26 protein-coding genes, 1 rRNA gene and 1 other annotated feature are annotated in these 25312 nt (G+C 50.7%); of the genes, 13 read left to right on the top strand and 14 right to left on the bottom strand.

Annotated elements, in window-relative coordinates; all coding sequences use genetic code 11:
* Window positions 1-18: 18 nt before the first annotated feature.
* From WN16_RS21440 to rluD, 4 genes are all read right to left on the bottom strand, one after another.
* Window positions 19-1560 (bottom strand): 16S ribosomal RNA (locus WN16_RS21440).
* A gap of 441 nt (window positions 1561-2001) precedes the next feature.
* On the bottom strand, window positions 2002-4575 hold the full coding sequence (gene clpB, locus WN16_RS21445) for an ATP-dependent chaperone ClpB (protein ID WP_003031249.1): 2574 nt from the start codon (window positions 4573-4575) through the stop codon (window positions 2002-2004).
* 129 nt (window positions 4576-4704) lie between these two features.
* The gene (yfiH, locus tag WN16_RS21450; RefSeq protein ID WP_044699543.1) at window positions 4705-5436 is read right to left on the bottom strand and encodes a purine nucleoside phosphorylase YfiH; all 732 of its coding nucleotides are present in this window, start codon (window positions 5434-5436) and stop codon (window positions 4705-4707) included.
* Window positions 5433-6413 (bottom strand): 23S rRNA pseudouridine(1911/1915/1917) synthase RluD, encoded by a 981-nt coding sequence (rluD, locus tag WN16_RS21455; protein ID WP_003031246.1) that lies wholly within the window; start codon window positions 6411-6413, stop codon window positions 5433-5435. The genes yfiH and rluD overlap by 4 nt, the downstream gene beginning before the upstream one ends.
* A gap of 131 nt (window positions 6414-6544) precedes the next feature.
* Between rluD and bamD the strand changes: the two genes are divergently transcribed.
* From bamD to pheA, 4 genes are all read left to right on the top strand, one after another.
* On the top strand, window positions 6545-7282 hold the full coding sequence (gene bamD / locus WN16_RS21460; RefSeq protein WP_003031245.1) for an outer membrane protein assembly factor BamD: 738 nt from the start codon (window positions 6545-6547) through the stop codon (window positions 7280-7282).
* 269 nt (window positions 7283-7551) lie between these two features.
* The gene (gene raiA / locus WN16_RS21465) at window positions 7552-7890 is read left to right on the top strand and encodes a ribosome-associated translation inhibitor RaiA (RefSeq protein ID WP_003031244.1); all 339 of its coding nucleotides are present in this window, start codon (window positions 7552-7554) and stop codon (window positions 7888-7890) included.
* A 102-nt stretch (window positions 7891-7992) separates the two neighbouring features.
* Window positions 7993-8118: a sequence feature (Phe leader region), on the top strand.
* Entirely contained in the window at window positions 7994-8041 is a 48-nt protein-coding gene (pheL, locus tag WN16_RS21470) for a pheA operon leader peptide PheL (protein WP_100250063.1), read from the top strand. Its footprint overlaps the feature before it by 48 nt.
* Before the next feature lie 22 nt (window positions 8119-8140).
* Window positions 8141-9301: a bifunctional chorismate mutase/prephenate dehydratase gene (pheA, locus tag WN16_RS21475; RefSeq protein WP_044699548.1), complete on the top strand. Its 1161-nt coding sequence runs from the start codon at window positions 8141-8143 to the stop codon at window positions 9299-9301.
* Window positions 9302-9397: 96 nt separating this feature from the next.
* Here pheA and tyrA read toward each other — a convergent pair whose 3' ends face one another.
* On the bottom strand, window positions 9398-10519 hold the full coding sequence (tyrA, locus tag WN16_RS21480) for a bifunctional chorismate mutase/prephenate dehydrogenase (protein WP_044699550.1): 1122 nt from the start codon (window positions 10517-10519) through the stop codon (window positions 9398-9400).
* A 10-nt stretch (window positions 10520-10529) separates the two neighbouring features.
* Window positions 10530-11600: a 3-deoxy-7-phosphoheptulonate synthase AroF gene (gene aroF, locus WN16_RS21485; RefSeq protein ID WP_044699552.1), complete on the bottom strand. Its 1071-nt coding sequence runs from the start codon at window positions 11598-11600 to the stop codon at window positions 10530-10532.
* A gap of 214 nt (window positions 11601-11814) precedes the next feature.
* On the opposite strand from aroF, the gene WN16_RS21490 reads away from it, so the two are divergent.
* The 4 genes from WN16_RS21490 to WN16_RS21505 all read left to right on the top strand — a co-directional run bounded on the left by WN16_RS21490 (window position 11815) and on the right by WN16_RS21505 (window position 14580).
* Window positions 11815-12189, top strand: coding sequence for a DUF2799 domain-containing protein (locus WN16_RS21490; protein WP_003845849.1), 375 nt, complete (start codon window positions 11815-11817; stop codon window positions 12187-12189).
* Between the two features lie 158 nt (window positions 12190-12347).
* Complete coding sequence (locus WN16_RS21495) at window positions 12348-12866, top strand: YfiR family protein (RefSeq protein WP_003839843.1); 519 nt, start codon at window positions 12348-12350, stop codon at window positions 12864-12866.
* Window positions 12859-14085: a diguanylate cyclase DgcN gene (dgcN, locus tag WN16_RS21500; RefSeq protein WP_032937960.1), complete on the top strand. Its 1227-nt coding sequence runs from the start codon at window positions 12859-12861 to the stop codon at window positions 14083-14085. The genes WN16_RS21495 and dgcN overlap by 8 nt, the downstream gene beginning before the upstream one ends.
* 12 nt (window positions 14086-14097) lie before the next feature.
* Window positions 14098-14580: an OmpA family protein gene (locus WN16_RS21505; protein WP_044699554.1), complete on the top strand. Its 483-nt coding sequence runs from the start codon at window positions 14098-14100 to the stop codon at window positions 14578-14580.
* A 131-nt stretch (window positions 14581-14711) separates the two neighbouring features.
* On the opposite strand, the gene rplS is transcribed toward WN16_RS21505, so the two are convergent.
* The 5 genes from rplS to ffh all read right to left on the bottom strand — a co-directional run bounded on the left by rplS (window position 14712) and on the right by ffh (window position 18341).
* Window positions 14712-15059, bottom strand: coding sequence for a 50S ribosomal protein L19 (rplS, locus tag WN16_RS21510; RefSeq protein WP_002914145.1), 348 nt, complete (start codon window positions 15057-15059; stop codon window positions 14712-14714).
* 39 nt (window positions 15060-15098) lie between these two features.
* On the bottom strand, window positions 15099-15866 hold the full coding sequence (trmD, locus tag WN16_RS21515) for a tRNA (guanosine(37)-N1)-methyltransferase TrmD (protein WP_003031232.1): 768 nt from the start codon (window positions 15864-15866) through the stop codon (window positions 15099-15101).
* Window positions 15867-15910: 44 nt separating this feature from the next.
* The gene (gene rimM / locus WN16_RS21520; RefSeq protein WP_003031230.1) at window positions 15911-16459 is read right to left on the bottom strand and encodes a ribosome maturation factor RimM; all 549 of its coding nucleotides are present in this window, start codon (window positions 16457-16459) and stop codon (window positions 15911-15913) included.
* 18 nt (window positions 16460-16477) lie between these two features.
* Window positions 16478-16726: a 30S ribosomal protein S16 gene (rpsP, locus tag WN16_RS21525; RefSeq protein WP_003031228.1), complete on the bottom strand. Its 249-nt coding sequence runs from the start codon at window positions 16724-16726 to the stop codon at window positions 16478-16480.
* A gap of 253 nt (window positions 16727-16979) precedes the next feature.
* Window positions 16980-18341 carry a signal recognition particle protein gene (gene ffh, locus WN16_RS21530; RefSeq protein WP_003031226.1) on the bottom strand — a complete coding sequence of 454 codons (1362 nt, stop codon included), beginning with the start codon at window positions 18339-18341 and terminating at the stop codon, window positions 16980-16982.
* Between the two features lie 165 nt (window positions 18342-18506).
* On the opposite strand from ffh, the gene WN16_RS21540 reads away from it, so the two are divergent.
* Together WN16_RS21540 and WN16_RS21545 are read left to right on the top strand one after the other, a co-directional pair.
* A complete protein-coding gene (locus WN16_RS21540) occupies window positions 18507-19298 on the top strand; it encodes an inner membrane protein YpjD (protein WP_003031224.1) in 792 nt (263 codons plus the stop codon).
* An 18-nt stretch (window positions 19299-19316) separates the two neighbouring features.
* On the top strand, window positions 19317-20606 hold the full coding sequence (locus tag WN16_RS21545) for an HlyC/CorC family transporter (RefSeq protein WP_008324538.1): 1290 nt from the start codon (window positions 19317-19319) through the stop codon (window positions 20604-20606).
* Between the two features lie 49 nt (window positions 20607-20655).
* Here WN16_RS21545 and grpE read toward each other — a convergent pair whose 3' ends face one another.
* Complete coding sequence (gene grpE, locus WN16_RS21550) at window positions 20656-21249, bottom strand: nucleotide exchange factor GrpE (protein WP_003031221.1); 594 nt, start codon at window positions 21247-21249, stop codon at window positions 20656-20658.
* 122 nt (window positions 21250-21371) lie between these two features.
* Here grpE and nadK point away from each other — a divergent pair, with 122 nt between their 5' ends.
* The 3 genes from nadK to bamE all read left to right on the top strand — a co-directional run bounded on the left by nadK (window position 21372) and on the right by bamE (window position 24491).
* The gene (gene nadK, locus WN16_RS21560; RefSeq protein ID WP_044699558.1) at window positions 21372-22250 is read left to right on the top strand and encodes an NAD(+) kinase; all 879 of its coding nucleotides are present in this window, start codon (window positions 21372-21374) and stop codon (window positions 22248-22250) included.
* An 85-nt stretch (window positions 22251-22335) separates the two neighbouring features.
* Window positions 22336-23997, top strand: a complete 1662-nt coding sequence (gene recN, locus WN16_RS21565; protein ID WP_044699560.1) for a DNA repair protein RecN — start codon at window positions 22336-22338, stop codon at window positions 23995-23997.
* Between the two features lie 149 nt (window positions 23998-24146).
* The gene (gene bamE / locus WN16_RS21570; RefSeq protein ID WP_003826401.1) at window positions 24147-24491 is read left to right on the top strand and encodes an outer membrane protein assembly factor BamE; all 345 of its coding nucleotides are present in this window, start codon (window positions 24147-24149) and stop codon (window positions 24489-24491) included.
* A 50-nt stretch (window positions 24492-24541) separates the two neighbouring features.
* On the opposite strand, the gene WN16_RS21575 is transcribed toward bamE, so the two are convergent.
* Together WN16_RS21575 and ratA are read right to left on the bottom strand one after the other, a co-directional pair.
* Entirely contained in the window at window positions 24542-24838 is a 297-nt protein-coding gene (locus tag WN16_RS21575) for an RnfH family protein (RefSeq protein ID WP_003839823.1), read from the bottom strand.
* A complete protein-coding gene (ratA, locus tag WN16_RS21580; protein ID WP_003031213.1) occupies window positions 24822-25265 on the bottom strand; it encodes a type II toxin-antitoxin system toxin RatA in 444 nt (147 codons plus the stop codon). The genes WN16_RS21575 and ratA overlap by 17 nt, the downstream gene beginning before the upstream one ends.
* Window positions 25266-25312 lie beyond the last annotated feature (47 nt).

The raw sequence follows: 25312 nt of genomic DNA on the forward strand, positions 1-25312 counted from the left end.
AAGGCAGGTTCTTTAAGGTAAGGAGGTGATCCAACCGCAGGTTCCCCTACGGTTACCTTGTTACGACTTCACCCCAGTCATGAATCACAAAGTGGTAAGCGCCCTCCCGAAGGTTAAGCTACCTACTTCTTTTGCAACCCACTCCCATGGTGTGACGGGCGGTGTGTACAAGGCCCGGGAACGTATTCACCGTGGCATTCTGATCCACGATTACTAGCGATTCCGACTTCATGGAGTCGAGTTGCAGACTCCAATCCGGACTACGACATACTTTATGAGGTCCGCTTGCTCTCGCGAGGTTGCTTCTCTTTGTATATGCCATTGTAGCACGTGTGTAGCCCTACTCGTAAGGGCCATGATGACTTGACGTCATCCCCACCTTCCTCCAGTTTATCACTGGCAGTCTCCTTTGAGTTCCCGGCCGGACCGCTGGCAACAAAGGATAAGGGTTGCGCTCGTTGCGGGACTTAACCCAACATTTCACAACACGAGCTGACGACAGCCATGCAGCACCTGTCTCAGAGTTCCCGAAGGCACCAAAGCATCTCTGCTAAGTTCTCTGGATGTCAAGAGTAGGTAAGGTTCTTCGCGTTGCATCGAATTAAACCACATGCTCCACCGCTTGTGCGGGCCCCCGTCAATTCATTTGAGTTTTAACCTTGCGGCCGTACTCCCCAGGCGGTCGACTTAACGCGTTAGCTCCGGAAGCCACGCCTCAAGGGCACAACCTCCAAGTCGACATCGTTTACGGCGTGGACTACCAGGGTATCTAATCCTGTTTGCTCCCCACGCTTTCGCACCTGAGCGTCAGTCTTTGTCCAGGGGGCCGCCTTCGCCACCGGTATTCCTCCAGATCTCTACGCATTTCACCGCTACACCTGGAATTCTACCCCCCTCTACAAGACTCTAGCCTGCCAGTTTCGGATGCAGTTCCCAGGTTGAGCCCGGGGATTTCACATCCGACTTGACAGACCGCCTGCGTGCGCTTTACGCCCAGTAATTCCGATTAACGCTTGCACCCTCCGTATTACCGCGGCTGCTGGCACGGAGTTAGCCGGTGCTTCTTCTGCGAGTAACGTCAATCGTTGCGGTTATTAACCACAACGCCTTCCTCCTCGCTGAAAGTACTTTACAACCCGAAGGCCTTCTTCATACACGCGGCATGGCTGCATCAGGCTTGCGCCCATTGTGCAATATTCCCCACTGCTGCCTCCCGTAGGAGTCTGGACCGTGTCTCAGTTCCAGTGTGGCTGGTCATCCTCTCAGACCAGCTAGGGATCGTCGCCTAGGTGAGCCGTTACCCCACCTACTAGCTAATCCCATCTGGGCACATCCGATGGCAAGAGGCCCGAAGGTCCCCCTCTTTGGTCTTGCGACGTTATGCGGTATTAGCTACCGTTTCCAGTAGTTATCCCCCTCCATCGGGCAGTTTCCCAGACATTACTCACCCGTCCGCCACTCGTCACCCAAGGAGCAAGCTCCTCTGTGCTACCGTTCGACTTGCATGTGTTAGGCCTGCCGCCAGCGTTCAATCTGAGCCATGATCAAACTCTTCAATTTAAGTTTGATGCTCGTGAATTAAACTTCGTAATGAATTACGTATGTTCACTCAGAGACTTGGTATTCATTTTTCGTCTTGCGACGTTAAGAATCCGTATCTTCGAGTGCCCACACAGATTGTCTGATAAATTGTTAAAGAGCAGTTGCGACGCGCTTTAGCGCTCTGTCGCGAGGTCCCGTATATTACGTTTTCCTCATTCAGAGTCAAGCATTTATTTTTGCTTTTCTCTACGAGATTCTCAGGAGAACCCCGCTGACCCGGCGGCTTGTAATCCGTTGTTCCGTGTCAGTGGAGGCGCATTATAGGGAGTTATTTCGGGCTGACAAGTTAAAAATATAAAAAACTTATCAAGCGATTACTTTTCAATCAATACGTCTATTTTCGCCTGAATTTTAAACAAAAACGAGCCCCGCTGGGCCCGTTTATTGTTGTTTTGTGACTTACTGCACTGCCACGATGCGATCGTCATTCACTTCCAGACGAATCGTTTTGCCCGGAATCAGTTCACCAGACAGAATTTGCTGCGCCAGCGGGTTTTCGATCTGCTGCTGGATAGCACGTTTCAATGGACGTGCGCCATATACCGGATCGTAACCATTCGCACTCAGCAGTTTAAGCGCCTCGTCAGAAATATGGATTTCATAGCCACGTTCTTCCAGACGTTTGTACAGACGCTGCAGCTGAATCTGAGCAATAGAAGCAATGTGCTGCTCACCCAACGGATGGAATACAACAACCTCATCTATACGGTTGATGAATTCCGGGCGGAAGTTATGGCTCACGACGCCCAGCACCATATCTTTCATGTGGCCGTAATCCAGCTCACCAAAGCGTTCCTGGATTAGATCAGACCCCAGGTTTGAGGTCATGATGACAACCGTATTACGGAAGTCGACCGTTCTTCCCTGTCCGTCAGTCAGACGACCATCGTCAAGCACCTGCAGCAGAATGTTGAACACATCCGGGTGCGCTTTTTCCACTTCATCCAGCAGGATGACAGAGTAAGGACGACGACGTACTGCTTCCGTCAGATACCCACCTTCTTCATAACCGACATATCCCGGAGGTGCCCCAACCAAGCGAGACACCGAGTGTTTCTCCATAAACTCGGACATATCGATACGCACCATTGCGTCGTCACTGTCGAACATAAAGTTTGCCAGCGCTTTGCACAGTTCGGTTTTACCGACCCCGGTTGGACCAAGGAACAAGAATGAACCAATCGGACGATTCGGATCGGACAAGCCCGCGCGGCTACGACGGATGGCGTTAGAAACGGCTTCCACCGCTTCGTTCTGACCAATCACACGGCTGTGCAGCTCCTGTTCCATACGCAACAGTTTTTCCCGTTCGCCTTCCAGCATGCGAGCAACCGGGATCCCGGTCCAGCGCGCCAGCACCTCAGCAATTTCTGCATCCGTGACTTTATTACGCAGCAGACGCATGGTTTTGCCTTCAGACTGGGTGGCTGCTTCCAGCTGTTTTTCCAGTTCAGGAATTTTGCCGTACTGCAGTTCAGACATCCGCGCCAGGTCGCCAACGCGGCGCGCCTGTTCGATGGCGATTTTTGCCTGCTCCAGCTCAGCCTTGATAGTTTGCGTTCCCGAGAGGGAGGCTTTTTCAGCTTTCCACTCTTCCTCTAACTCAGAATACTGGCGCTCTTTGTCGTCCAGCTCTTCGTTGAGCATATCGAGACGTTTTTTACTTGCCTCATCAGACTCTTTCATTAATGCCTGCTGTTCCAGTTTGAGCTGGATAATACGGCGGTCGAGTCTGTCGAGTTCCTCCGGCTTGGAGTCAATCTGCATACGAATGCTGGATGCCGCTTCGTCAATAAGGTCGATAGCTTTATCCGGTAACTGACGATCGGCAATATAACGATGAGACAACGTAGCTGCCGCAACAATCGCCGGGTCAGTAATCTGCACATGATGGTGCAGCTCATAACGTTCTTTCAGGCCACGCAAGATTGCGATGGTGTCTTCCACTGAAGGTTCAGCCACAAACACTTTCTGGAAACGACGTTCCAGCGCCGCATCTTTTTCGATGTACTGGCGATATTCATCAAGCGTTGTGGCACCTACGCAGTGCAGTTCCCCGCGAGCCAGCGCTGGTTTCAGCATGTTCCCGGCGTCCATCGCGCCATCGGCTTTACCCGCCCCAACCATGGTATGCAATTCGTCGATAAACAGAATGACGTTGCCTTCCTGTTTCGAGAGATCGTTCAGCACACCTTTTAAGCGCTCTTCAAACTCACCGCGATATTTGGCCCCAGCCACCAGCGCGCCCATATCCAGCGCCAGTACACGACGGCCTTTTAAGCCCTCCGGCACTTCACCATTGATGATGCGTTGGGCCAGCCCTTCAACAATGGCTGTTTTACCGACACCGGGTTCACCGATTAACACTGGGTTATTTTTAGTACGACGTTGCAGCACCTGAATGGTACGGCGAATTTCTTCATCACGGCCGATAACTGGATCGAGTTTGCCCTGTTCAGCACGTTCAGTCAGATCGACGGTGTATTTTTTCAAGGCCTGACGTTGGTCTTCAGCCCCCTGGTCATTCACGCTTTCACCTCCACGCATTTGTTCAATTGCCTGAGTGATATTGGCGGTCGTCGCCCCTGCTGATTTTAATAAGTCGGTCAGCGTACCGCGTGACTCAAGCACCGCCAGAACGAACAGTTCTGACGAAATAAAGTTGTCCCCACGTTTTTGCGCCAGCTTGTCGCAAAGATTCAGTACACGCACCAGTTCCTGAGAAGGCTGCACATCACCGCCGGTACCTTCTACCTGCGGCAAGCGGCTCAACGCCTGGTCAATGGCTGTACGTAACTGGCCAGCATTAATGCCAGCAGACGTTAATAAAGGACGTACCGATCCCCCTTCCTGATTCAGCAAGGCGCTCATTAGATGAAGTGGTTCGATGAATTGATTGTCGTGCCCCAATGCGAGTGACTGGGCATCGGCAAGAGCAAGCTGGAATTTATTGGTAAGACGATCCAGACGCATAACTCCTCCCATAACAGGTCAAAATTGCTACTGGAGATTAAATGAGGTCATCCCTCAATTATTCAAGGTGAATGACCTGAATTATGTGAAAAGAAAATTACACGTACCGGATCGTCTTGATTCTTTAGGTTATATCAGCCAAATAAAACTTGCCATACGACCCGTGGTATTGTCGCGACGATAAGAGAAGAACGTCTCACTTTCACTAAAGGTGCAACGGTCGCCGCCGTGGAGGTTCTCCACGCCGACATTTGCCAGCCGCTGACGGGCAAGCTGGTAGATATCCGCCAGATACTTGTCGCCGCGCGGTACAAATGCGAGGTCCGCTTGCGGATCTTTCGTCATGAATGCCTCGCGAACTTCTGCTCCCACTTCAAAGGCGTTTGGGCCTATCGCCGGACCTAGCCAGGCAATAATGTTTTCAGGTTCGTCGGCAAAACACGCCACCGTCTCTTCCAGCACGCCAGCGCATAATCCTCGCCAACCCGCATGGGCCGCAGCCACTTCCGTCCCGGCGCGATTGCAAAACAGCACCGGCAGACAATCAGCGGTCATTACCGCACACACTGTGCCCGGCGTGTTGCTATACGACGCATCTGCGCGTTTGGAGGCGTAAGGCCCGCCTGTCAGTTTCAGGACATCCTTACCGTGGACCTGCTCCAGCCAGACCGGCTTTGACGGCAGATTGCCCGCAGCAAACAGTCGTTTGCGGTTCTCTTCAACATGCTCCGGGTTATCGCCGCAATGGGCGCCCAGATTCAGCGAATCGTAAGGCGGCATACTGACTCCGCCAATACGGGTAGAACTACACGCCGCGACACCTTGCGGTATCGGCCACTGCGGAACAATTAGCTTACTCATAGCCAGGCAATATCATCCTTATGTTCTTCGAAATCAGCGCGCATCACTTCAATCAATTGCACCATATCTTGTGGGATCGGCGCATGCCATTCCATTTCGATACCGGAAATCGGATGATACAAACGCAGCATGGTCGCATGTAGCGCCTGGCGGTCGAACTTACGCAGTACGGAGATAAATTCGTCAGAAGCGCCTTTCGGTGGACGTGGACGACCGCCGTAGACCTGATCGCCCACCAGCGGATGAGTGATATGTGCCATGTGCACGCGGATCTGGTGCGTACGTCCGGTTTCCAGACGCAACCGCAGACGCGTGTGCACACGGAAGTGTTCCATAATGCGATAGTGCGTTACCGCCGGTTTCCCCATTGGGTGTACCGCCATGTGCGTACGCTTGGTCGGGTGACGGCTAATCGGTTCCTCAACGGTTCCGCCAGCAGTCATGTGACCAATTGCTACGGCTTCGTACTCACGGGTAATTTCGCGCAGCTGCAATGACTCAACCAGACGTGTTTGTGCCGGAACCGTTTTTGCCACCACCATTAATCCGGTCGTGTCTTTATCCAGACGGTGTACGATACCGGCACGAGGAACATCCGCGATTGGCGGGTAGTAATGCAGTAACGCATTCAATACCGTACCATCAGGATTTCCGGCGCCCGGATGCACTACAAGGTCACGGGGTTTGTTGATGACAAGAATATCATCATCTTCATAAACGATATCCAGTGGGATATCCTGAGGTTCAAAACGAACCTCTTCATCAATTTCTGCATTGATGGAGACACGCTCTCCACCCAACACTTTTTCTTTCGGTTTATCGCAAAGATTGCCATTTACCAGCACGCGCTGGTCGAGGATCCATTCTTTTATGCGCGATCGCGAATAATCAGGGAACAATTCGGCCAAAGCCTGATCTAAGCGTTGACCGAGCTGATTTTCGGAGACTGTTGCGGTGAGTTCTACTCGTTGTGCCATAAACTGCTTCTTCGTTTAACGTTGGGTTTTACGGCTTTGCCGTTTAATATAGTGTGCTATTGTAGCTGGTCTTAACCGGGAGCAGGAACAGAGAATCTCCCGTATTACATTTTGAGGAAAGTCAAAACGTCATGACGCGCATGAAATATCTGGTGGCAGCAGCCACGTTGAGCCTGTTTTTGGCGGGTTGCTCTGGTTCAAAGGAAGAGGTGCCCGATAATCCGCCAAATGAAATCTACGCGACTGCTCAGCAAAAGCTGCAGGACGGTAACTGGAAACAGGCAATAACGCAATTGGAAGCGTTGGATAACCGTTATCCATTTGGACCGTATTCTCAGCAGGTGCAATTAGATCTCATCTACGCCTACTACAAAAACGCCGATCTGCCACTTGCTCAGGCTGCTATCGATCGTTTTATCCGTCTTAACCCGACACACCCTAACATTGATTATGTCATGTATATGCGTGGCCTGACCAATATGGCGTTGGATGATAGCGCACTGCAAGGATTCTTTGGTGTTGATCGCAGCGATCGCGATCCCCAACACGCCCGAGCTGCGTTTAATGACTTTTCCAAACTGGTACGTGGCTATCCGAACAGCCAGTACACCACTGATGCCACCAAACGTCTGGTGTTCCTGAAAGATCGTCTGGCGAAGTATGAATATTCTGTTGCGGAATACTACACTGCCCGCGGTGCATGGGTTGCCGTGGTAAACCGTGTGGAAGGCATGCTGCGCGACTACCCTGATACTCAGGCAACACGTGATGCTCTGCCGTTAATGGAAAAAGCTTATCGCCAGATGCAGATGAATGCGCAGGCAGAAAAAGTAGCGAAAATCATTGCCGCTAACAGCAGCAATACCTGATTTGCCTCAGAATGCAAAACGGCAGCCCAAGGGCTGCCGTTTTTTTATCCGTTAACGCTACAACTGAAGCGGTTTAGCTCCGACGCATCCCATCAAATATGGCCTGCTTTCAGGTATTCCTCAAGTAAAAAATCGCCTGTTCCTGCGGTGCCTCACAAAAAGGTTTTCTTGACAAAAAGCGACAAAAAAATGTGATTTACATCACGCATTTTGACATTGGGAACGGTATGCTGGAATCACCAAGACGGGAAAGACAAGAGGTAAAATTTATGACAATGAACATTACCAGTAAACAAATGGAAATTACTCCGGCAATTCGCCAGCATGTCGCAGACCGTCTCGCCAAACTTGAAAAATGGCAAACTCATCTGATTAATCCACATATCATTCTGTCTAAGGAGCCACAGGGTTTCATTGCTGATGCCACCATCAATACACCGAACGGACATCTGGTCGCCAGCGCAAAACACGAGGATATGTACACCGCAATTAACGATTTGATCAACAAGCTGGAACGGCAGCTCAATAAAGTGCAGCACAAAGGCGAAGCCCGTCGTGCAACAACTTCAGTCAAAGACGCCAACTTCGTCGAAGCAGAAGAAGAGTAGTCCCTTACATTGAGTGTATCGCCAACGCGCCTTCGGGCGCGTTTTTTGTTGACAGGGTGAAAACAGTACGGGTACTTTACTGACGTAGCCAAAGGAAAATTACATGAAACTTGTTCCGTTCTTCTTCGCATTCTTTTTTACCTTCCCCTGAATGGGAGGCGTTTCGTCGTGTGATAAAGAATGCGAAGACGAACAATAAGGCCTCCCACAACGGGGGGCCTTTTTTATTGATAACAAGAAAGGCAACACTATGACATCGGAAAACCCATTGCTGGCGCTGCGCGATAAGATCAGCACGCTGGATGAAAAATTACTGGCCCTGCTGGCTGAGCGACGTGGACTGGCCGTAGAAGTTGGTAAAGCCAAACTGCTTTCACATCGTCCGGTACGAGATATCGACCGTGAACGTGACCTGTTGGACCGTCTGATTCAGTTGGGCAAAGCACATCATCTCGATGCTCACTACATTACCCGCCTGTTCCAGCTCATAATCGAAGACTCCGTCCTGACTCAACAGGCTCTGCTCCAGCAGCACCTGAACAAAATTAACCCACATTCCGCGCGCGTAGCCTTCCTGGGGCCAAAAGGATCATATTCCCATTTGGCAGCACGTCAGTACGCCGCCCGCCATTTTGAACAATTTATTGAAAGCGGCTGCGCAAAATTTGCCGATATCTTTAATCAGGTCGAAACCGGACAGGCTGACTATGCTGTGGTTCCGATTGAAAACACCAGTTCCGGTGGGATTAACGACGTTTACGACCTGCTACAGCACACCAGCCTGTCTATTGTTGGCGAGATGACCATTACGATAGACCACTGTGTACTGGTGTCCGGCACGACGGATCTTGAGACCATTGAAACGGTATACAGCCATCCACAGCCGTTCCAGCAGTGCAGCAAATTCCTGAGTCGTCATCCACACTGGAAGATTGAGTACACCGAAAGCACCTCTGCGGCAATGGAAAAAGTTGCGCAGGCTAACTCGCCGCACGTGGCGGCTCTGGGGAGCGAAGCCGGAGGCGTGCTGTATGGTTTGCAGGTTCTTGAGCACATTGAAGCTAACCAAACACAAAACATCACCCGCTTTGTGGTACTGGCGCGCAAAGCCATCAATGTTTCCGACCAGGTTCCGGCAAAAACCACGTTGCTGATGGCAACAGGACAACAGGCCGGTGCGCTGGTAGAAGCATTGCTGGTGCTGCGTAACCATAATCTGATTATGACTAAACTGGAGTCACGCCCGATTCACGGCAATCCGTGGGAAGAGATGTTTTATCTTGATATCCAGGCCAACCTGGAATCGCCCCAAATGCAAAAAGCATTGAAAGAGCTGGGTGAGATTACACGTTCGATGAAAGTACTGGGATGCTATCCGAGTGAGAACGTGGTGCCGGTCGATCCGAGCTAACGTTTGACAATGCCGGATGGCACTACGCTTATTCGGCCTACAATTCATGCGATTTTTGTAGGCCGGATAAGGCGAAGCCGCCATCCGGCATCTTAATTAAGGACGGCTGTCATTCGCCTGGCGTAACAAAGTACGGCTTTCACTCTGGAAGCGTTTCGCATAATCGCCAAACCAATGCTCCACCTTACGGAAACTGTCGATAAACGCTTGCTTATCGCCCTGTTCCAGTAAACCGATCGCCTCACCAAAACGTTGATAGTAGCGTTTGATCAGCGCAAGGTTGCTCTCAGACGACATAATAATATCGGCATAGAGCTGCGGATCCTGGGCAAACAGACGGCCAACCATCGCCAGTTCAAGACGGTAAATCGGCGAAGAGAGCGCCAGCAGTTGCTCCAGTTGAACATTCTCTTCCGCTAAATGCAGACCGTAAGCAAAGGTCGCAAAGTGACGCAATGCCTGAATAAACGCCATGTTCTGATCGTGTTCAACGGCGCTGATCCGATGTAGTCGTGCACCCCATACCTGAATCTGTTCCAGAAACCACTGATAGGCTTCCGGCTGACGTCCATCACACCAAACGACGACCTGCTTTGCCAGGCTGCCACTGTCCGGACCAAACATTGGGTGTAACCCCAACACCGGGCCATCATGTGCAGCCAGCATCGCCTGCAAAGGACCATTTTTCACTGAAGCCAGATCCACCAGGATGCAGTCAGAAGGCAGACGCGGTAGTTTGGCGATCACCTGCTCGGTGACGTGGATCGGCACACTGACGATCACCATGCCCGCATCAGAGACGATCTCCGGCGCGCGATCCCAATCCTGCTGTTCCAGGATCCGCACCTGGTAACCTGACAGGGTGAGCATTTTTTCAAACAGACGCCCCATCTGACCGCCGCCGCCGACGATCACCACCGGCCGCAGAGAAGGACAAAGCGTTTTAAACCCTTTGTCGTTCTCACTGGAATAGGACTCACGCATAACGCGGCGTAGCACATCTTCAATCAGGTCCGGCGGCACGCCAAGGGCTTCCGCTTCCGCCCGGCGAGAGGCAAGCATAGAGGCTTCCCGTTCCGGCACGTAAATCGGCAACCCAAAACGGCTTTTTACTTCACCAACTTCGGCAACCAGCTCCAGGCGGCGTGCCAGTAAATCCAGCAGCGCCTTGTCGACTTCATCAATTTGATCGCGTAATGCGGTCAATTCAGCAACCATAACCAACCTCTTATGCTACACGCGCCGACAGCTGACCGTTTAAATCTTGACTAATTTCACGCAGCAGCGCATCCGTCATTTCCCAGCTAATGCAGGCATCGGTTACGGACACGCCGTATTTCATTTCGCTGCGCGGCTGTTCAGAAGACTGGTTGCCTTCGTGAATATTACTTTCAATCATCAAACCAATGATCGAGCGATTGCCATCTTTGATTTGTGCAATTACGGATTCAGCCACGGCAGGCTGACGGCGGTAATCTTTATTGGAATTACCATGACTGCAATCTACCATCAGAGAAGGTCGTAGTCCCGCCTGCTCCATCTCTTTTTCGCACTGGGCGACATCTGTCGGGCTGTAGTTTGGCGCTTTACCCCCGCGCAGGATCACGTGGCCATCCGGATTCCCCTGAGTTTGCAACAGCGCAACCTGCCCGGCCTGATTAATACCAACAAAGCGGTGCGACTGCGCAGCCGCACGCATGGCATTAATGGCGGTCGCCAGACTACCGTCAGTACCATTCTTAAAGCCGACCGGCATGGAAAGACCGGAAGCCATTTCGCGGTGAGTCTGCGATTCCGTAGTACGGGCTCCGATTGCGGACCAGCTAAACAGATCGCCCAGGTATTGCGGGCTATTTGGATCCAGCGCTTCAGTTGCCAGCGGCAGTCCCATATTTACCAGTTCAAGCAGCAGCTGACGTGCAATTTTCAGACCTGCTTCAACATCAAAAGAGCCATCCATATGAGGATCGTTAATTAACCCTTTCCAGCCAACGGTGGTACGGGGTTTTTCAAAATAGACGCGCATCACCAGGTAGAGGCTATCGCTGACCTCTGCGGCAAGGGCTTTAAATCGACGAGCATACTCAATAGCCATTTCAGGATCGTGAATGGAGCATGGGCCACATACGACCAGCAGGCGCGGATCGCGACCGGAGATAATATCTGAGATGGTTTTACGCGACTGGGCGATTTGCGCCTCTTGCTCCTGGCTCAGCGGAAATTCAGCTTTCAGCTGCTCCGGGGTCATCAGAACCTGTTCGTCGGTAATATGTACGTTGTTCAGCGCGTCTTTTTGCATGATGGTGATCCTGTTTAGCTCGTTTGCGATAGTTGATCCTCAGCGAGGAGGAAATAACGATACCATAACAGGTAAAGATTTCAATCCACAATCCGTAAATTTTAATTTACACGGCGTTATTTTAAGGCAAAAACAGCTCTTATATATGTACACTTAAATTTACACCACGAATTTTCAGATCCGCTATGCTTAAAAAAACAAGGGAGCACAGGCAATGAAGCAACTCATCAGCATCTTATTTCTATTCCTTCTTAGCGGATGTCAGATAGATCCCTATACCCATGCCCCCACCTGGACTGGTACTGACTGGTATGACGCCGGGATACAAGATGCCATTTCGGGCTATGCCGTTAAAGATAATGAAACTCTTGCCGACAACTTCAATGATCCCGAAGTCGATCGTACGAAATATCTTAAGGGTTACGCCGAAGGACAACGCAAAATCTGCCAGCAAGATTTTGTTTACGCCAGAGGTCTGGCCGGGAAAACCTTTCCTGCAAGTTGTGATACGGTCGAAAATATTGACCAGTTACACGATGCCTGGAAAAAAGGAGCAAACGAAGGTACTGCCTCAATAAGATTAAACTAAACAATGGCTTAAATTTTACAGCCAACTAGGATTTAACTTAAATCGCCATCAGCTTTACCCCTGGAATAATGACGACTTAGGAAAATAATGTTATTTTGTCTTAAACAATCTTGAATGTATTTCGACGCTTTACGGCAAACGCTGGTAGGTAACTATTCATGAGCTATTCTTACCGACTCATACTTCTACTGGCACTGCTCCTGACCGGGTTACCGCTGTACGCCCAAAGCGTTACAGAAGAAGCAAAATCTGTACGTGCTATGGTTTCCGGCATCGTCAGTTATACACGCTGGCCTGCTCTTTCCGGGCCACCCAAACTGTGTATTTTCTCTTCATCGCGTTTTTCCAGTGTTCTGGAAGATACCAGTACTGGGGCATTACCCTATCTTCCCGTCATCATTCGTACGGAACAAGAAATATTAGTTTCGCAATGTGACGGTTTTTATTTTGGAAAAGAATCACCTACTTATCAGGTGGAATTAAAGAATAAATATCCGACTAAGGCATTGCTATTAATTGCAGAACAAAATCCCGAATGCGTTATTGGCAGCGCCTTTTGCCTCATAATTAAAGATGAAGATGTGAGATTTTCCGTAAATATGGATTCCCTTTCACGCAGCGGCGTAAGGGTCAGTCCTGACGTATTGATGCTTGCACGGAATAATAAGCATGGATAAGGGCCATTCTCCTGTAACACGCCCGACGTTTAAACGGACATTACGGCGTATCAGCATAATCAGTGTCCTGGTGACGATGACGTTGATCTGGCTGCTGCTCAGCATTTCTTCCGTGCTGGCCTTAAGACAGTATGCGCAAAAGAACCTGGATCTGACTGCCGCGACCATGACCCGCACGCTTGAAGCTGCATTAGTCTTTTCTGATAGTGTTGCAGCAACTGAAACACTGGCGGCACTGGGCCAGCAAGGGCAATTTTCCGTTGCGGAAGTTCGTAATAAACACCAGAAGGTGATCGCCACCTGGCGCTATAACGCGCAAGACACCACGGAGAAGATCAGCGGACTGATCAGCCACTGGCTGTTCCCACAACCGGTCACTCAGCCTATTTTGCATAATGGCAACGTCATCGGCGAAGTACGATTGACTGCACGCGATAGCGTTATCAGCCGTTTCATCTATTTGTCGCTGGCCGTTCTTACCGGGTGCATTTTGTTGGCATCAGGCATAGCATTAATGCTCACCCGCTATTTACACAATGGCGTCGTGGAAGCCCTGCAAAATATAACCGAGGTGGTACATGATGTACGTACCAACCGTAACTTTTCGCGACGCGTTTCCGAGGAACGCATTGAGGAGTTTCATCTTTTTGCCCAGGACTTTAATAGTCTGCTGGACGAGATGGAGGAGTGGCAACTTCGGCTGCAGGCAAAGAACGCTCAACTTTTGCGTACCGCGCTACATGATCCTCTGACGGGCCTGGCAAATCGCGCCGCTTTTCGTAGCAGTATTAACGCGCTGATGAATGACGATGCCGCCCACAGCAGCTCCGCTTTGTTATTCCTTGATGGTGATAATTTTAAATTTATCAATGATACCTGGGGCCACGCTGCGGGGGATCGGGTTCTGATTGAAGTCGCTAAAAGGCTGTCCGAATTTGGCGGTAATCGACATTCGCCATACAGACTTGGCGGCGACGAGTTCGCGATGGTGCTATATAGCGTTCATTCTGAATATGAGGTTCAGCGAATCTGCGCGGCACTGTCACAAGAGTTTAACCGACCTTTTGACCTGCATAATGGTCATTTAGCAAGCATGACACTCAGCATCGGTTTTGCGCTGACGTGGGAACATGCCTCTGCCGAGAAATTACAAGAACTTGCCGATCAAAATATGTATCAGGCCAAAAATTTGCGTTCTGAACGCACTATTATTAAATAAGGAATTACACACATGGTAAAACGTTTATTATCCCCGTTTCTTCTGCTTTTACTGATTCTGGCAGGCTGTCAGGCGCCTCAGGGAAAATTTACCCCAGAGCAAATTGCAGCCATGAAATCGTACGGATTTACCGAAGCTTCCGGAGACTGGTCTCTGGGCCTGTCTGATAACATCCTGTTTGATAAAAATGACTATAAACTCCGTCCTGAAAGTGAAAAACAGATCAAGGAAATGGCATCCAAACTGGCAGCTACCGGGCTAAATCATGCTCGCCTGGACGGTCATACTGATAACTACGGTGAAGACAGCTATAACGAAGCTCTGTCACTCAAACGCGCGAATGTGGTTGCCGATGCCTGGGCACAGGGTGCCAACATTCCCCGCACCAACCTGACGACTCAGGGTCTCGGGAAGAAATATCCCATTGCCAGCAACCAGACATCAAAAGGTCGTGCTGAAAATCGTCGCGTTGCAGTCGTGATCACGGCGCCATAATCATCCCCCAACTGGCTGCGCGCCGCGCAGTCATTCCATTGCCATAAAGAACAACAGAGCAAACGTCGGGATAAAAAAAGGGCCAGCCTTTCGGCCAGCCCTTTTCTAACAGGATGTCGCTTGCGCGAATCTTAGTTAAGACGCTCTTTGATACGAGCAGACTTACCAGTGCGCTCACGCAGGTAGTACAGTTTAGCTTTACGAACAGCACCACGACGTTTAACAGCAATGCTGTCAACTACCGGAGAGTGAGTCTGGAAGACACGCTCAACGCCTTCGCCGTTGGAAATTTTACGAACAGTGAATGCAGAGTGCAGACCGCGGTTACGAATAGCGATAACCACGCCCTCGAATGCCTGCAGACGTTTTTTGGAACCTTCAACAACCCATACTTTCACTTCCACGGTATCACCCGGACGGAAGGAAGGTACGTCCTGCTTCATCTGTTCTTGTTCAAGTTGCTTAATAATGTTGCTCATAATTTAATCTCTTATCCTGGGTAAACTGATATTGGGGGCTTACGCCTGCCCATCATGTTTATGTTGCTGTTGTGCGTGTTCCTTTTTGAACTCCGCCAGCAACCTTGCTTGCTCTTCAGTCAGAGCCAGGTTTTCCAGAAGTTCAGGTCTTCTAAGCCAGGTCCGGCCCAGCGACTGTTTCAAACGCCAGCGACGTATCTCAGCGTGGTTTCCTGACAGTAACACTGCCGGTACTTCCATCTGCTCTAACACTTCAGGTCGGGTATAGTGCGGGCAATCCAGCAATCCATCAGCAAACGAATCTTCGATTGCTGAAGCTTCATGACCCAGAACTCCCGGAATAAACCGGGAAACGGAGTCGATCAGCGTCATTGCCGGTAACTCACCACCGCTGAGTACGTAATCGCCGATTGACCATTCTTCGTCAATTTCGGTTTGAATCACGCGCTCATCTATTCCTTCATAGCGACCACATACCAGAATCAGCTTTTGATTCGTGGCCAGTTCGCTAACGCCCGCTTGATCAAGCTTGCGTCCCTGAGGTGACAGATAAATCACCTTTGCGCCTTCACCAGCCGCAGCTTTTGCTGCATGAATGGCGTCCCGTAAAGGTTGCACCATCATTAACATCCCCGGTCCGCCGCCGTACGGACGATCGTCCACGGTACGGTGCCGGTCATGAGTAAAGTCACGAGGACTCCAACTCTGGATGTTCAGCAGGCCATTTTTTACTGCCCGGCCAGTTACCCCGTAATCGGTAATTGCGCGGAACATTTCTGGAAACAGGCTAACGATACCTATAAACACAAGCCAATCCCCATAACGCCGACTTTTACCGTTTATCCGGTGGTTTAAAAACCAGGATCCCAATCTACTTCGATAGTACGAGTAGCGAGATCGACTTTCTTGATAACCTGCCCATCGAGGAACGGCACAAGACGTTCCTTGATACCAAACGCATCTTTCAGGTTTGCCTTGATGACGATGACGTCATTCGAACCGGTTTCCATCATATCGACGACTTTACCGAGATCGTAGCCTTCAGTGGTCACTACCTGGCAGCCCATAAGGTCTTTCCAGTAGTAGGAACCATCTTCCAGCGCTGGCAACTGCGAGGAATCCACGACAATTTCGCAATTAGTCAGTAGATTCGCCGAATCACGATCGTCAACGCCTTTCAGCTTGATGATCAGATCCTGATTGTGGTGCTTCCAGCTTTCCAGCTGTACTTGCTGCCACTGACCCGCCTTCTGGATAAACCAGGGCTGATAGTCAAAAATGCTTTCGGCGTCTTCAGTGGAAGAAAACACTCTGAGCCAACCACGGATACCGTAAGAAGACCCCATTTTCCCCAAAACGATGGGTTCTACAGGAGCCTGTGCGGCGAGTTGCTTGCTCATCATGACCACCGTGACAGATTAAGCTGCTTTGTTTGCTGCTTTGATCAGCGTAGCTACGCGATCAGAAATAGTCGCGCCCTGGCCAACCCAGTGAGCGATGCGATCCAGATCCAGGCGAGTGCCTTCTTCTTTTTCGCTAGCGATTGGGTTAAAGAAGCCAACGCGCTCGATGAAGCGACCGTTGCGTGCATTACGGCTGTCGGTAACAACAACCTGGTAGAACGGACGCTTTTTAGCGCCGTGACGAGCTAAACGAATAGTAACCATAACATCCTCTTGTGTGAATAAAACACCCAGGCCCCATCGAGGAACGGAGCCCGGGTGTCATATTAAAAGCCCGAAAATTTTACTGATTTCTGGGAAAAAAGCAATCAACATGTGATGAAGCTTTATACCAGGGCGTTACCGTTGCAGCCAGTTTGGCGTCGGCGTGCGCGCAGAAAGCGGAGCGTACACGCAGTACGTGAGCATTTCGAGCACACTCCGGCGTCAAAATGGCAAATAAGGTAGCCCGATATATTTATCTACCGGGGAAGCCGGGCGGCATCATCCCCTTCATACCACGCATCATCTTCGCCATACCGCCCTTCTTCATTTTCTTCATCATGCGCTGCATGTCGTCGAACTGTTTCAGAAGGCGGTTTACGTCCTGTACCTGCATACCGCAACCGGCAGCGATACGGCGTTTACGGGAACCTTTGATAATTTCCGGCTTAGCGCGTTCTTTCATCGTCATCGAATTGATGATGGCTTCCATACGCACCAGAACTTTATCGTCCATCTGCGATTTCACATTGTCAGGGATCTGACCCATGCCCGGCAGCTTGCCCATCAGGCTTGCCATACCGCCCATGTTTTTCATCTGGTTGAGCTGTTCAAGGAAATCATTGAGATCGAAGCCATCGCCTTTTTTCAGCTTGCTGGCTAATTTTTCTGCCTGCGCGCGGTCAACCTTGCTTTCGATATCTTCGATCAGCGACAGCACGTCGCCCATGCCGAGAATACGCGAAGCAATCCTGTCCGGGTGGAACGGCTCCAGCGCTTCGGTTTTCTCGCCGACGCCGAGGAATTTAATTGGCTTACCGGTAATATGACGAATAGAAAGCGCCGCACCGCCACGGGCATCACCATCAACTTTTGTCAGTACTACGCCGGTTAACGGTAGCGCTTCGTTAAAGGCTTTTGCGGTATTCGCGGCATCCTGACCGGTCATGGCGTCGACCACAAACAGCGTTTCTACCGGTTTGATAGAAGCGTGGACCTGTTTGATTTCGTCCATCATCGCTTCGTCAACGTGCAGACGACCGGCGGTATCCACCAGCAGCACGTCATAGAATTTGAGTTTGGCTTCTTTCAGCGCGGCGTTAACGATATCGACCGGCTTCTGGCCAACATCCGACGGGAAGAAGTCCACGCCGACCTGCTCGGCCAGAGTTTCCAACTGTTTGATCGCCGCCGGGCGATAAACGTCCGCGGAGACCACCAGCACTTTTTTCTTGTGCTTCTCGCGCAGGAATTTACCCAGCTTACCGACGCTGGTCGTTTTACCCGCACCCTGCAGGCCCGCCATAAGCACCACGGCTGGCGGCTGTGCAGCCAGATTCAGGGTCTGGTTTTCTTCGCCCATTGCCGCAACCAGTTCGTTACGGACAATCTTGACGAATTCCTGACCCGGCGTCAGGCTTTTGTTAACTTCATGACCAACCGCTTTCTCTTTTACGCGATTGATAAACTCACGCACTACCGGCAGCGCTACGTCAGCCTCCAGCAGCGCCATGCGCACTTCGCGCAGCGTCTCTTTAACGTTGTCTTCAGTAAGGCGTCCACGGCCACTGATATTGCGCAGCGTGCGCGACAAACGATCGGTTAAATTATCAAACATTGTCTCTCGCCTGGGGTGGAAACGGTCGGTCGCGACAGCGACACATCAACAGAAATTTGTCGCAGTATAACATGAAGCCGCCTTTGTTGTTATGCAACGGTTGGAGCAGCGGTCACGTAACGCTATACTGCTTTTCTTTATCACTGGCCAACTGTCGACACCTATATGCCCGTTTTTGCTCTGCTCGCCCTTGTCGCCTACTCAGTCAGCCTCGCGCTGATTATTCCCGCTCTGCTGCAAAAAAACAGCGGCTGGCGGCGTATGGCTATTCTCTCTGCGGTTGTCGCGCTGGTAAGCCATGCTATCGCCCTGGAAGCGCGTATTCTGCCCGGCGGTGAAAGCGGACAAAACCTGAGTCTGTTGAACGTCGGCTCGCTGGTGAGCCTGATGATCTGTACGGTAATGACCATTGTCGCTTCCCGCAATCGAGGCTGGCTATTGCTGCCCATTGTCTACGCCTTTGCGCTGATAAACCTGGCCTTCGCCACGTTTATGCCTAACGAGTTCATCACCCATCTCGAAGCTACGCCGGGCATGATGATCCATATCGGGCTTTCGCTTTTCGCTTACGCCACGCTGATTATCGCCGCACTCTATGCGCTACAGCTTGCATGGATTGACTACCAACTGAAAAACAAAAAACTGGCTTTCAGCAATGAGATGCCGCCGTTGATGAGTATTGAACGGAAAATGTTTCATATCACCCAAATTGGCGTGGTTCTGCTGACACTCACCCTGTGCACAGGCCTGTTTTACATGCATAACCTGTTCAGTACCGAGAACATTGATAAAGCCGTTCTCTCTATCGTGGCATGGTTTGTCTATATCGTTCTGTTGTGGGGGCATTACCATGAAGGTTGGCGCGGACGTCGCGTCGTATGGTTTAACGTCGCAGGCGCAGGCATTCTGACACTGGCCTATTTCGGCAGTCGTATCCTGCAGCAGTTCGTGAGTTAAATCTTTAAGGAATCCTACGTGGAACACATCTCCACCACCACGCTCATTGTCACGCTCCTCATCATGGTGGTCATTTCCGCCTATTTTTCCGGTTCTGAAACCGGAATGATGACCCTGAATCGCTATCGTCTACGTCATCGGGCCAAGCAGGGAAATCGACAGGCAAAACGCGTTGAAAAGTTACTTCGCAAGCCGGATCGCCTGATAAGCCTGGTGCTCATCGGCAATAATCTGGTGAATATTCTGGCCTCCGCGCTCGGTACTATTGTCGGTATGCGCCTGTATGGCGATGCGGGCGTCGCCATTGCCACTGGGGTACTGACGTTTGTGGTATTGGTTTTTGCCGAAGTACTGCCAAAGACGATTGCCGCACTATATCCGGAAAAAGTCGCCTATCCGAGCAGTGTCCTGCTGGCTCCCCTGCAGATTCTGATGATGCCGTTGGTATGGTTACTCAACACCATCACGCGGCTGCTGATGCGCATGATGGGCATCAAAACGGATATCGTAGTGAGCGGTTCGCTGAGTAAAGATGAACTGCGAACGCTGGTGAACGAATCGCGCTCGCAAATCTCACGCCGTAACCAGGATATGCTGCTGTCAGTGCTGGATCTGGAAAAAGTCAGCGTCGATGACATCATGATCCCGCGTAATGAAATTATCGGCATTGATATCAACGATGACTGGAAATCAATCGTGCGTCAGCTTTCGCACTCTCCGCACGGTCGTATTGTGCTGTATCGTGACTCGCTGGACGACGCTATCAGTATGCTACGCGTACGTGAAGCCTGGCGATTGATGGCCGAGAAAAAAGAGTTCACCAAAGAGACCATGTTACGCGCCGCCGACGAAATTTATTACGTTCCGGAAGGCACGCCACTCAGCACCCAGCTCATTAAATTTCAGCGTAATAAGAAGAAAGTGGGCCTAGTCGTCAATGAATATGGTGATATTCAGGGACTGGTTACGGTCGAGGATATCCTGGAAGAGATTGTTGGTGACTTCACGACCTCAATGTCACCGACACTTGCCGAAGAAGTCACACCGCAGAATGACGGTTCGGTGATCATTGACGGTAGCGCCAACGTTCGTGAAATCAATAAGGCGTTTAACTGGCACCTGCCGGAAGATGATGCACGTACCGTGAACGGTATTATTCTTGAAGCGCTGGAAGAAATCCCGGTTGCCGGCACACGTGTGCGTATTGGGCAGTACGATATCGATATTCTCGACGTGCAGGACAATATGATTAAACAGGTGCAGGTGTTGCCCGTCAAACCGCTGCGGGAAAGCGTATCGGACCAGTGAGAGTAATCCAGACCGGGTAGCGCATCAGCATTACCCGGTCTGAGGCTGATTAGCCTTTGGCTTTCGCCACAGAGACCATCGCCGCACGGATGGTACGTCCGTTCAGGGTATAGCCTTTCTGCATAACCATCAGCACATTACCGGCAGCAACGTCGTCAGACTCTACCATGGCAATCGCCTGATGCACGTTCGGGTCCATCGGCACGTCGATATCCGCAACCACTTGTACGCCAAACTTCGCCACAACATCCAGCATTGACTTACGGGTCAGCTCAATACCTTCAACCATCGCCGCCATAGCGTCATTGTCTTTGTCCGCAACTTCCAGCGCACGGTCCAGGCTATCCAGCACCGGCAGCAGCTCGTTGACGAATTTTTCCAGTGCAAACTTATGCGCTTTTTCTACGTCCAGTTCGGTACGACGACGCAGGTTTTCCATTTCCGCTTTGATACGCAACACGCTGTCGCGCTCGCGAGTTTCGGCTTCAGCAAGCTGAGCTTCCAGATTCGCAATTTTTTCATCGCGCGGATCCACCTGTTCAGCAGAAGCGTCTGATTCAACCGCCTCAACTTCTTCGTGCTGATCCATGATAATTTCTTCCGGGGCTTGCCCCTCAGGCGTTTTCTGTTCTTTACTACTCATGAATTTCTCCGCGTTTTTTTCGCATTCATCTCGCTAACCTGGATTATTATGGGGATAAGATTCAGGGTTTCAAGGGAAGTACTCACATTGTCACTAATCTTCGTTACAAGGACCTCGAGAAAATGAACAAACATTTCAAGTGTATTGGCATTGTGGGGCATCCACGTCACCCCACTGCACTGACCACACATGAAATGCTCTACCGTTGGCTGTGCGCCAAAGGTTATGAGGTTATCGTTGAGCAACAAATCGCCCACGAGCTGCAGCTGAAAAATGTGAAAACCGGTACGCTCGCAGAGATTGGCCAGCAGGCAGACCTCGCCGTGGTTGTCGGTGGCGACGGCAATATGCTGGGCGCCGCACGCACCCTGGCACGTTATGACATCAAGGTTATTGGCATTAACCGCGGTAACCTCGGTTTCCTGACCGACCTTGACCCAGACAATGCGCAACAACAGTTAGCTGACGTGCTGGAAGGCCAATACATCAGCGAAAAGCGCTTTTTACTCGAAGCCCAGGTGTGCCAACTGGACTGCCAGAAGCGTATTAGCACTGCGATCAATGAAGTTGTATTGCACCCCGGAAAAGTGGCGCACATGATTGAATTTGAAGTCTATATCGATGAAATTTTTGCCTTCTCCCAGCGTTCAGACGGCTTGATTATTTCCACACCGACCGGCTCTACTGCCTACTCACTCTCTGCCGGAGGTCCGATCCTGACGCCTTCTTTAGATGCTATTACGCTGGTGCCGATGTTCCCGCATACGCTCTCCGCACGACCGCTGGTGATCAACAGTAGCAGCACCATTCGCCTGCGCTTCTCTCATCGCCGTAACGATCTGGAAATCAGCTGTGACAGCCAGATCGCCCTGCCTATACAGGAAGGTGAAGACGTATTAATTCGCCGCTGTGATTATCATCTGAACCTGATACATCCAAAAGATTACAGCTATTTCAACACATTAAGCACTAAGCTAGGCTGGTCAAAAAAATTATTCTAATTTAACGCCAACCTCTTTACTGTATAAAAAACCAGTTTATACTGTATGTAATTACAGTTATGGTTTTTCATACAGGAAAACAGCTATGTTGGCACAACTGACCATCAGCAATTTTGCTATCGTTCGTGAACTTGAGATCGATTTCCAGAACGGAATGACCGTTATTACCGGTGAAACCGGTGCGGGTAAGTCCATTGCCATTGATGCTCTCGGTTTGTGCCTGGGCGGACGCGCAGACGCCGACATGGTACGTGCAGGCGCCACGCGAGCCGACCTCTGCGCCCGCTTCACCTTAAAAGACACCCCCGCGGCCCTGCGCTGGCTGGAAGAAAACCAGCTTGAGCAAGGCCGTGAGTGTTTGCTACGTCGCGTTATCAGCAGCGACGGACGTTCACGTGGCTTCATTAACGGCACTGCCGTACCGCTGTCACAGCTGCGCGAGTTGGGCCAGTTGCTTATTCAAATCCACGGTCAGCATGCGCATCAGCTCCTGACAAAATCAGAACACCAAAAATCCCTGCTTGATGGCTACGCCAATGAAGCGTCCCTGACTCAGGAAATGGCTGTGCGCTACCAACTGTGGCACCAAAGCTGCCGTGACCTGGCACATCATCAACAACAGAGTCAGGAACGCGCAGCCCGGGCAGAGCTATTGCAATACCAGTTAAAAGAACTGAACGAATTCAACCCGCAGCTAGGTGAATTTGAGCAAATTGATGAAGAGTACAAGCGTCTGGCTAACAGCGGGCAATTGCTCACCACCAGCCAACAGGCACTGGCTATCATGGCAGACGGCGAAGACGTTAATCTGCAAAGCCAGCTGTACACGGCAAAACAGTTGGTTAGTGAACTGGCAGGAATGGACGGTAAGCTCTCCGGTATTCTGGACATGCTGGAAGAGGCTACTATCCAGCTCAGCGAAGCCAGCGACGAGCTGCGCCACTATTGCGATCGTCTGGATTTAGACCCTAACCGTTTGTTCGAACTTGAGCAGCGTATTTCCAAACAAATCTCATTGGCGCGAAAGCATCATGTTGCCCCTGAAGCGCTGCCACAGTTCTATCAGTCATTGCTGGATGAACAACAGCAGTTAGACGACCAGGCCGACTCTCTCGAAACCTTAACCCTGGCGGTGAACAATCACCACCAGCAGGCACTGGAAACGGCAAAAATGCTGCACCAACAGCGCCAGCATTATGCTCAGGAGCTGGGACAACTTATTACAGAGAGCATGCATACTCTCTCAATGCCGCACGGTGTCTTTTGCATTGATGTGAAATTTGAGGAACATCATTTGAGCTCAGACGGTGCCGATCGCGTAGAGTTTAAAGTGACCACTAACCCAGGCCAGCCGTTGCAGCCGATTGCGAAAGTCGCTTCCGGTGGGGAATTGTCGCGCATTGCGCTGGCTATTCAGGTTATTACCGCACGTAAAATGGAAACACCGGCGCTGATTTTCGATGAAGTGGATGTCGGCATCAGCGGCCCGACTGCTGCGGTGGTGGGAAAAATGCTGCGTCAGTTGGGCGAGTCAACCCAGGTAATGTGTGTGACTCACCTGCCGCAGGTTGCTGGCTGCGGTCATCAACATTTCTATGTCAGCAAAGAAACTGACGGCGCGATGACCGAAACACACATGCAGCCACTTGATAAACGCGCTCGTCTGCAGGAATTAGCCCGCTTACTCGGAGGTAGCGAAGTAACGCGCAATACCCTCGCAAATGCAAAAGAACTGCTGGCGGCATAAACTTTTTTACCTTGTTAAGGTCTGAGTTCAACATAAAATCGCCGACCGACCCGACAGCAAAAGGTTTTAAAGTGGTGAAAGGTCTATTATCATCGGCATATTACATATGAGCCGCGTACTGCTCGGGCCCGAAAAGGAATCAAATCACTATGCGCTGTAAAACGCTGACTGCTGCTGCAGCAGTACTACTGATGTTGACTGCAGGCTGTTCCACTCTGGAGCGAGTGGTTTACCGCCCTGACATCAACCAGGGAAATTATCTGACACCTACCGATGTCGCCAAAGTGCGCACGGGTATGACGCAACAGCAGGTTGCTTATGCTCTGGGTACACCAATGATGTCCGATCCTTTTGGCACTAACACCTGGTTTTATGTGTTCCGTCAGCAACCTGGTCATGAAGGCGTAACCCAGCAAACACTGACGCTGACTTTTAACAGCAGCGGCGTTTTGACGAACATTGATAACAAACCTGCGTTGACCGACAACAAGTAGGATTAACAGATCAAAAAAAGGTGCTCAATGAGCACCTTTTTTATTGTCTGCTATTTTTTTGCGGATTTCTCTGCTCGCTGTCGGCGCAGCTCTTTCGGATCAGCAATCAGTGGCCGGTATATTTCCACCCGATCGCCGTCATGCAGAACATCAGCAAGCTTAACCGGACGGCTGTATATCCCGACTTTATTTTTGCTGAGATCGATATCGGTACGTAATTCCAGTAGACCGGAAGCGCGGATTGCCTCTTCCACCGTAGCACCCTGTTGCAGTGTTACACGCTGTAGATACTGTTTCTCGGGCAGCGCATACGCCACTTCAACGACAATTTTAGCCGACGCTGACACTGTAAACCTCTTTCGCGCGAACCGTGAAGGCCTGCACCATGTTTGAAGCCAGTTCTTTAAAGATACGACCAAACGCCAGCTCGATTAACTTATTGGTAAACTCAAAATCGAGATGAAATTCAATACGACATGCTTCATGACTCAGTGGCGTAAACTTCCATCCGCCAATGAGTTTCTTGAACGGGCCGTCGACCAGATGCATCAGGATGCTCTGGTTACTGGTCAATTGATTGCGCGTGGTGAACGTTTTGCTAATCCCTGCTTTCGAGACATCCACAGCCGCGGTCATCTGTCCCGGAGTTGACTCCAGCACACGGCTACCGGTGCAACCCGGTAAAAACTGGGGATAGGATTTAACATCATTCACTAGCTGATACATCTGTTCCGCACTGTAAGGTACTAAAGCGGTCCGGCTAATCTGAGGCATAACAATTTCCATCAATATCAATCACACAAATAATACCATTTATCCCC

Source organism: Citrobacter sp. ABFQG (assembly GCF_004322975.1).
GTDB classification, from domain to species: Bacteria; Pseudomonadota; Gammaproteobacteria; order Enterobacterales; family Enterobacteriaceae; genus Citrobacter; species Citrobacter freundii.

Coding starts and splice junctions, on each gene's coding strand:
- clpB (WP_003031249.1), bottom strand. CDS start 4,575: ATGCGTCTGGATCGTCTTACCAATAAATTCCAGCTTGCTCTTGCCGAT.
- yfiH (WP_044699543.1), bottom strand. CDS start 5,436: ATGAGTAAGCTAATTGTTCCGCAGTGGCCGATACCGCAAGGTGTCGCG.
- rluD (WP_003031246.1), bottom strand. CDS start 6,413: ATGGCACAACGAGTAGAACTCACCGCAACAGTCTCCGAAAATCAGCTC.
- bamD (WP_003031245.1), top strand. CDS start 6,545: ATGACGCGCATGAAATATCTGGTGGCAGCAGCCACGTTGAGCCTGTTT.
- raiA (WP_003031244.1), top strand. CDS start 7,552: ATGACAATGAACATTACCAGTAAACAAATGGAAATTACTCCGGCAATT.
- pheA (WP_044699548.1), top strand. CDS start 8,141: ATGACATCGGAAAACCCATTGCTGGCGCTGCGCGATAAGATCAGCACG.
- tyrA (WP_044699550.1), bottom strand. CDS start 10,519: ATGGTTGCTGAATTGACCGCATTACGCGATCAAATTGATGAAGTCGAC.
- aroF (WP_044699552.1), bottom strand. CDS start 11,600: ATGCAAAAAGACGCGCTGAACAACGTACATATTACCGACGAACAGGTT.
- WN16_RS21490 (WP_003845849.1), top strand. CDS start 11,815: ATGAAGCAACTCATCAGCATCTTATTTCTATTCCTTCTTAGCGGATGT.
- WN16_RS21495 (WP_003839843.1), top strand. CDS start 12,348: ATGAGCTATTCTTACCGACTCATACTTCTACTGGCACTGCTCCTGACC.
- dgcN (WP_032937960.1), top strand. CDS start 12,859: ATGGATAAGGGCCATTCTCCTGTAACACGCCCGACGTTTAAACGGACA.
- WN16_RS21505 (WP_044699554.1), top strand. CDS start 14,098: ATGGTAAAACGTTTATTATCCCCGTTTCTTCTGCTTTTACTGATTCTG.
- rplS (WP_002914145.1), bottom strand. CDS start 15,059: ATGAGCAACATTATTAAGCAACTTGAACAAGAACAGATGAAGCAGGAC.
- rimM (WP_003031230.1), bottom strand. CDS start 16,459: ATGAGCAAGCAACTCGCCGCACAGGCTCCTGTAGAACCCATCGTTTTG.
- rpsP (WP_003031228.1), bottom strand. CDS start 16,726: ATGGTTACTATTCGTTTAGCTCGTCACGGCGCTAAAAAGCGTCCGTTC.
- ffh (WP_003031226.1), bottom strand. CDS start 18,341: ATGTTTGATAATTTAACCGATCGTTTGTCGCGCACGCTGCGCAATATC.
- WN16_RS21540 (WP_003031224.1), top strand. CDS start 18,507: ATGCCCGTTTTTGCTCTGCTCGCCCTTGTCGCCTACTCAGTCAGCCTC.
- grpE (WP_003031221.1), bottom strand. CDS start 21,249: ATGAGTAGTAAAGAACAGAAAACGCCTGAGGGGCAAGCCCCGGAAGAA.
- nadK (WP_044699558.1), top strand. CDS start 21,372: ATGAACAAACATTTCAAGTGTATTGGCATTGTGGGGCATCCACGTCAC.
- recN (WP_044699560.1), top strand. CDS start 22,336: ATGTTGGCACAACTGACCATCAGCAATTTTGCTATCGTTCGTGAACTT.
- bamE (WP_003826401.1), top strand. CDS start 24,147: ATGCGCTGTAAAACGCTGACTGCTGCTGCAGCAGTACTACTGATGTTG.
- ratA (WP_003031213.1), bottom strand. CDS start 25,265: ATGCCTCAGATTAGCCGGACCGCTTTAGTACCTTACAGTGCGGAACAG.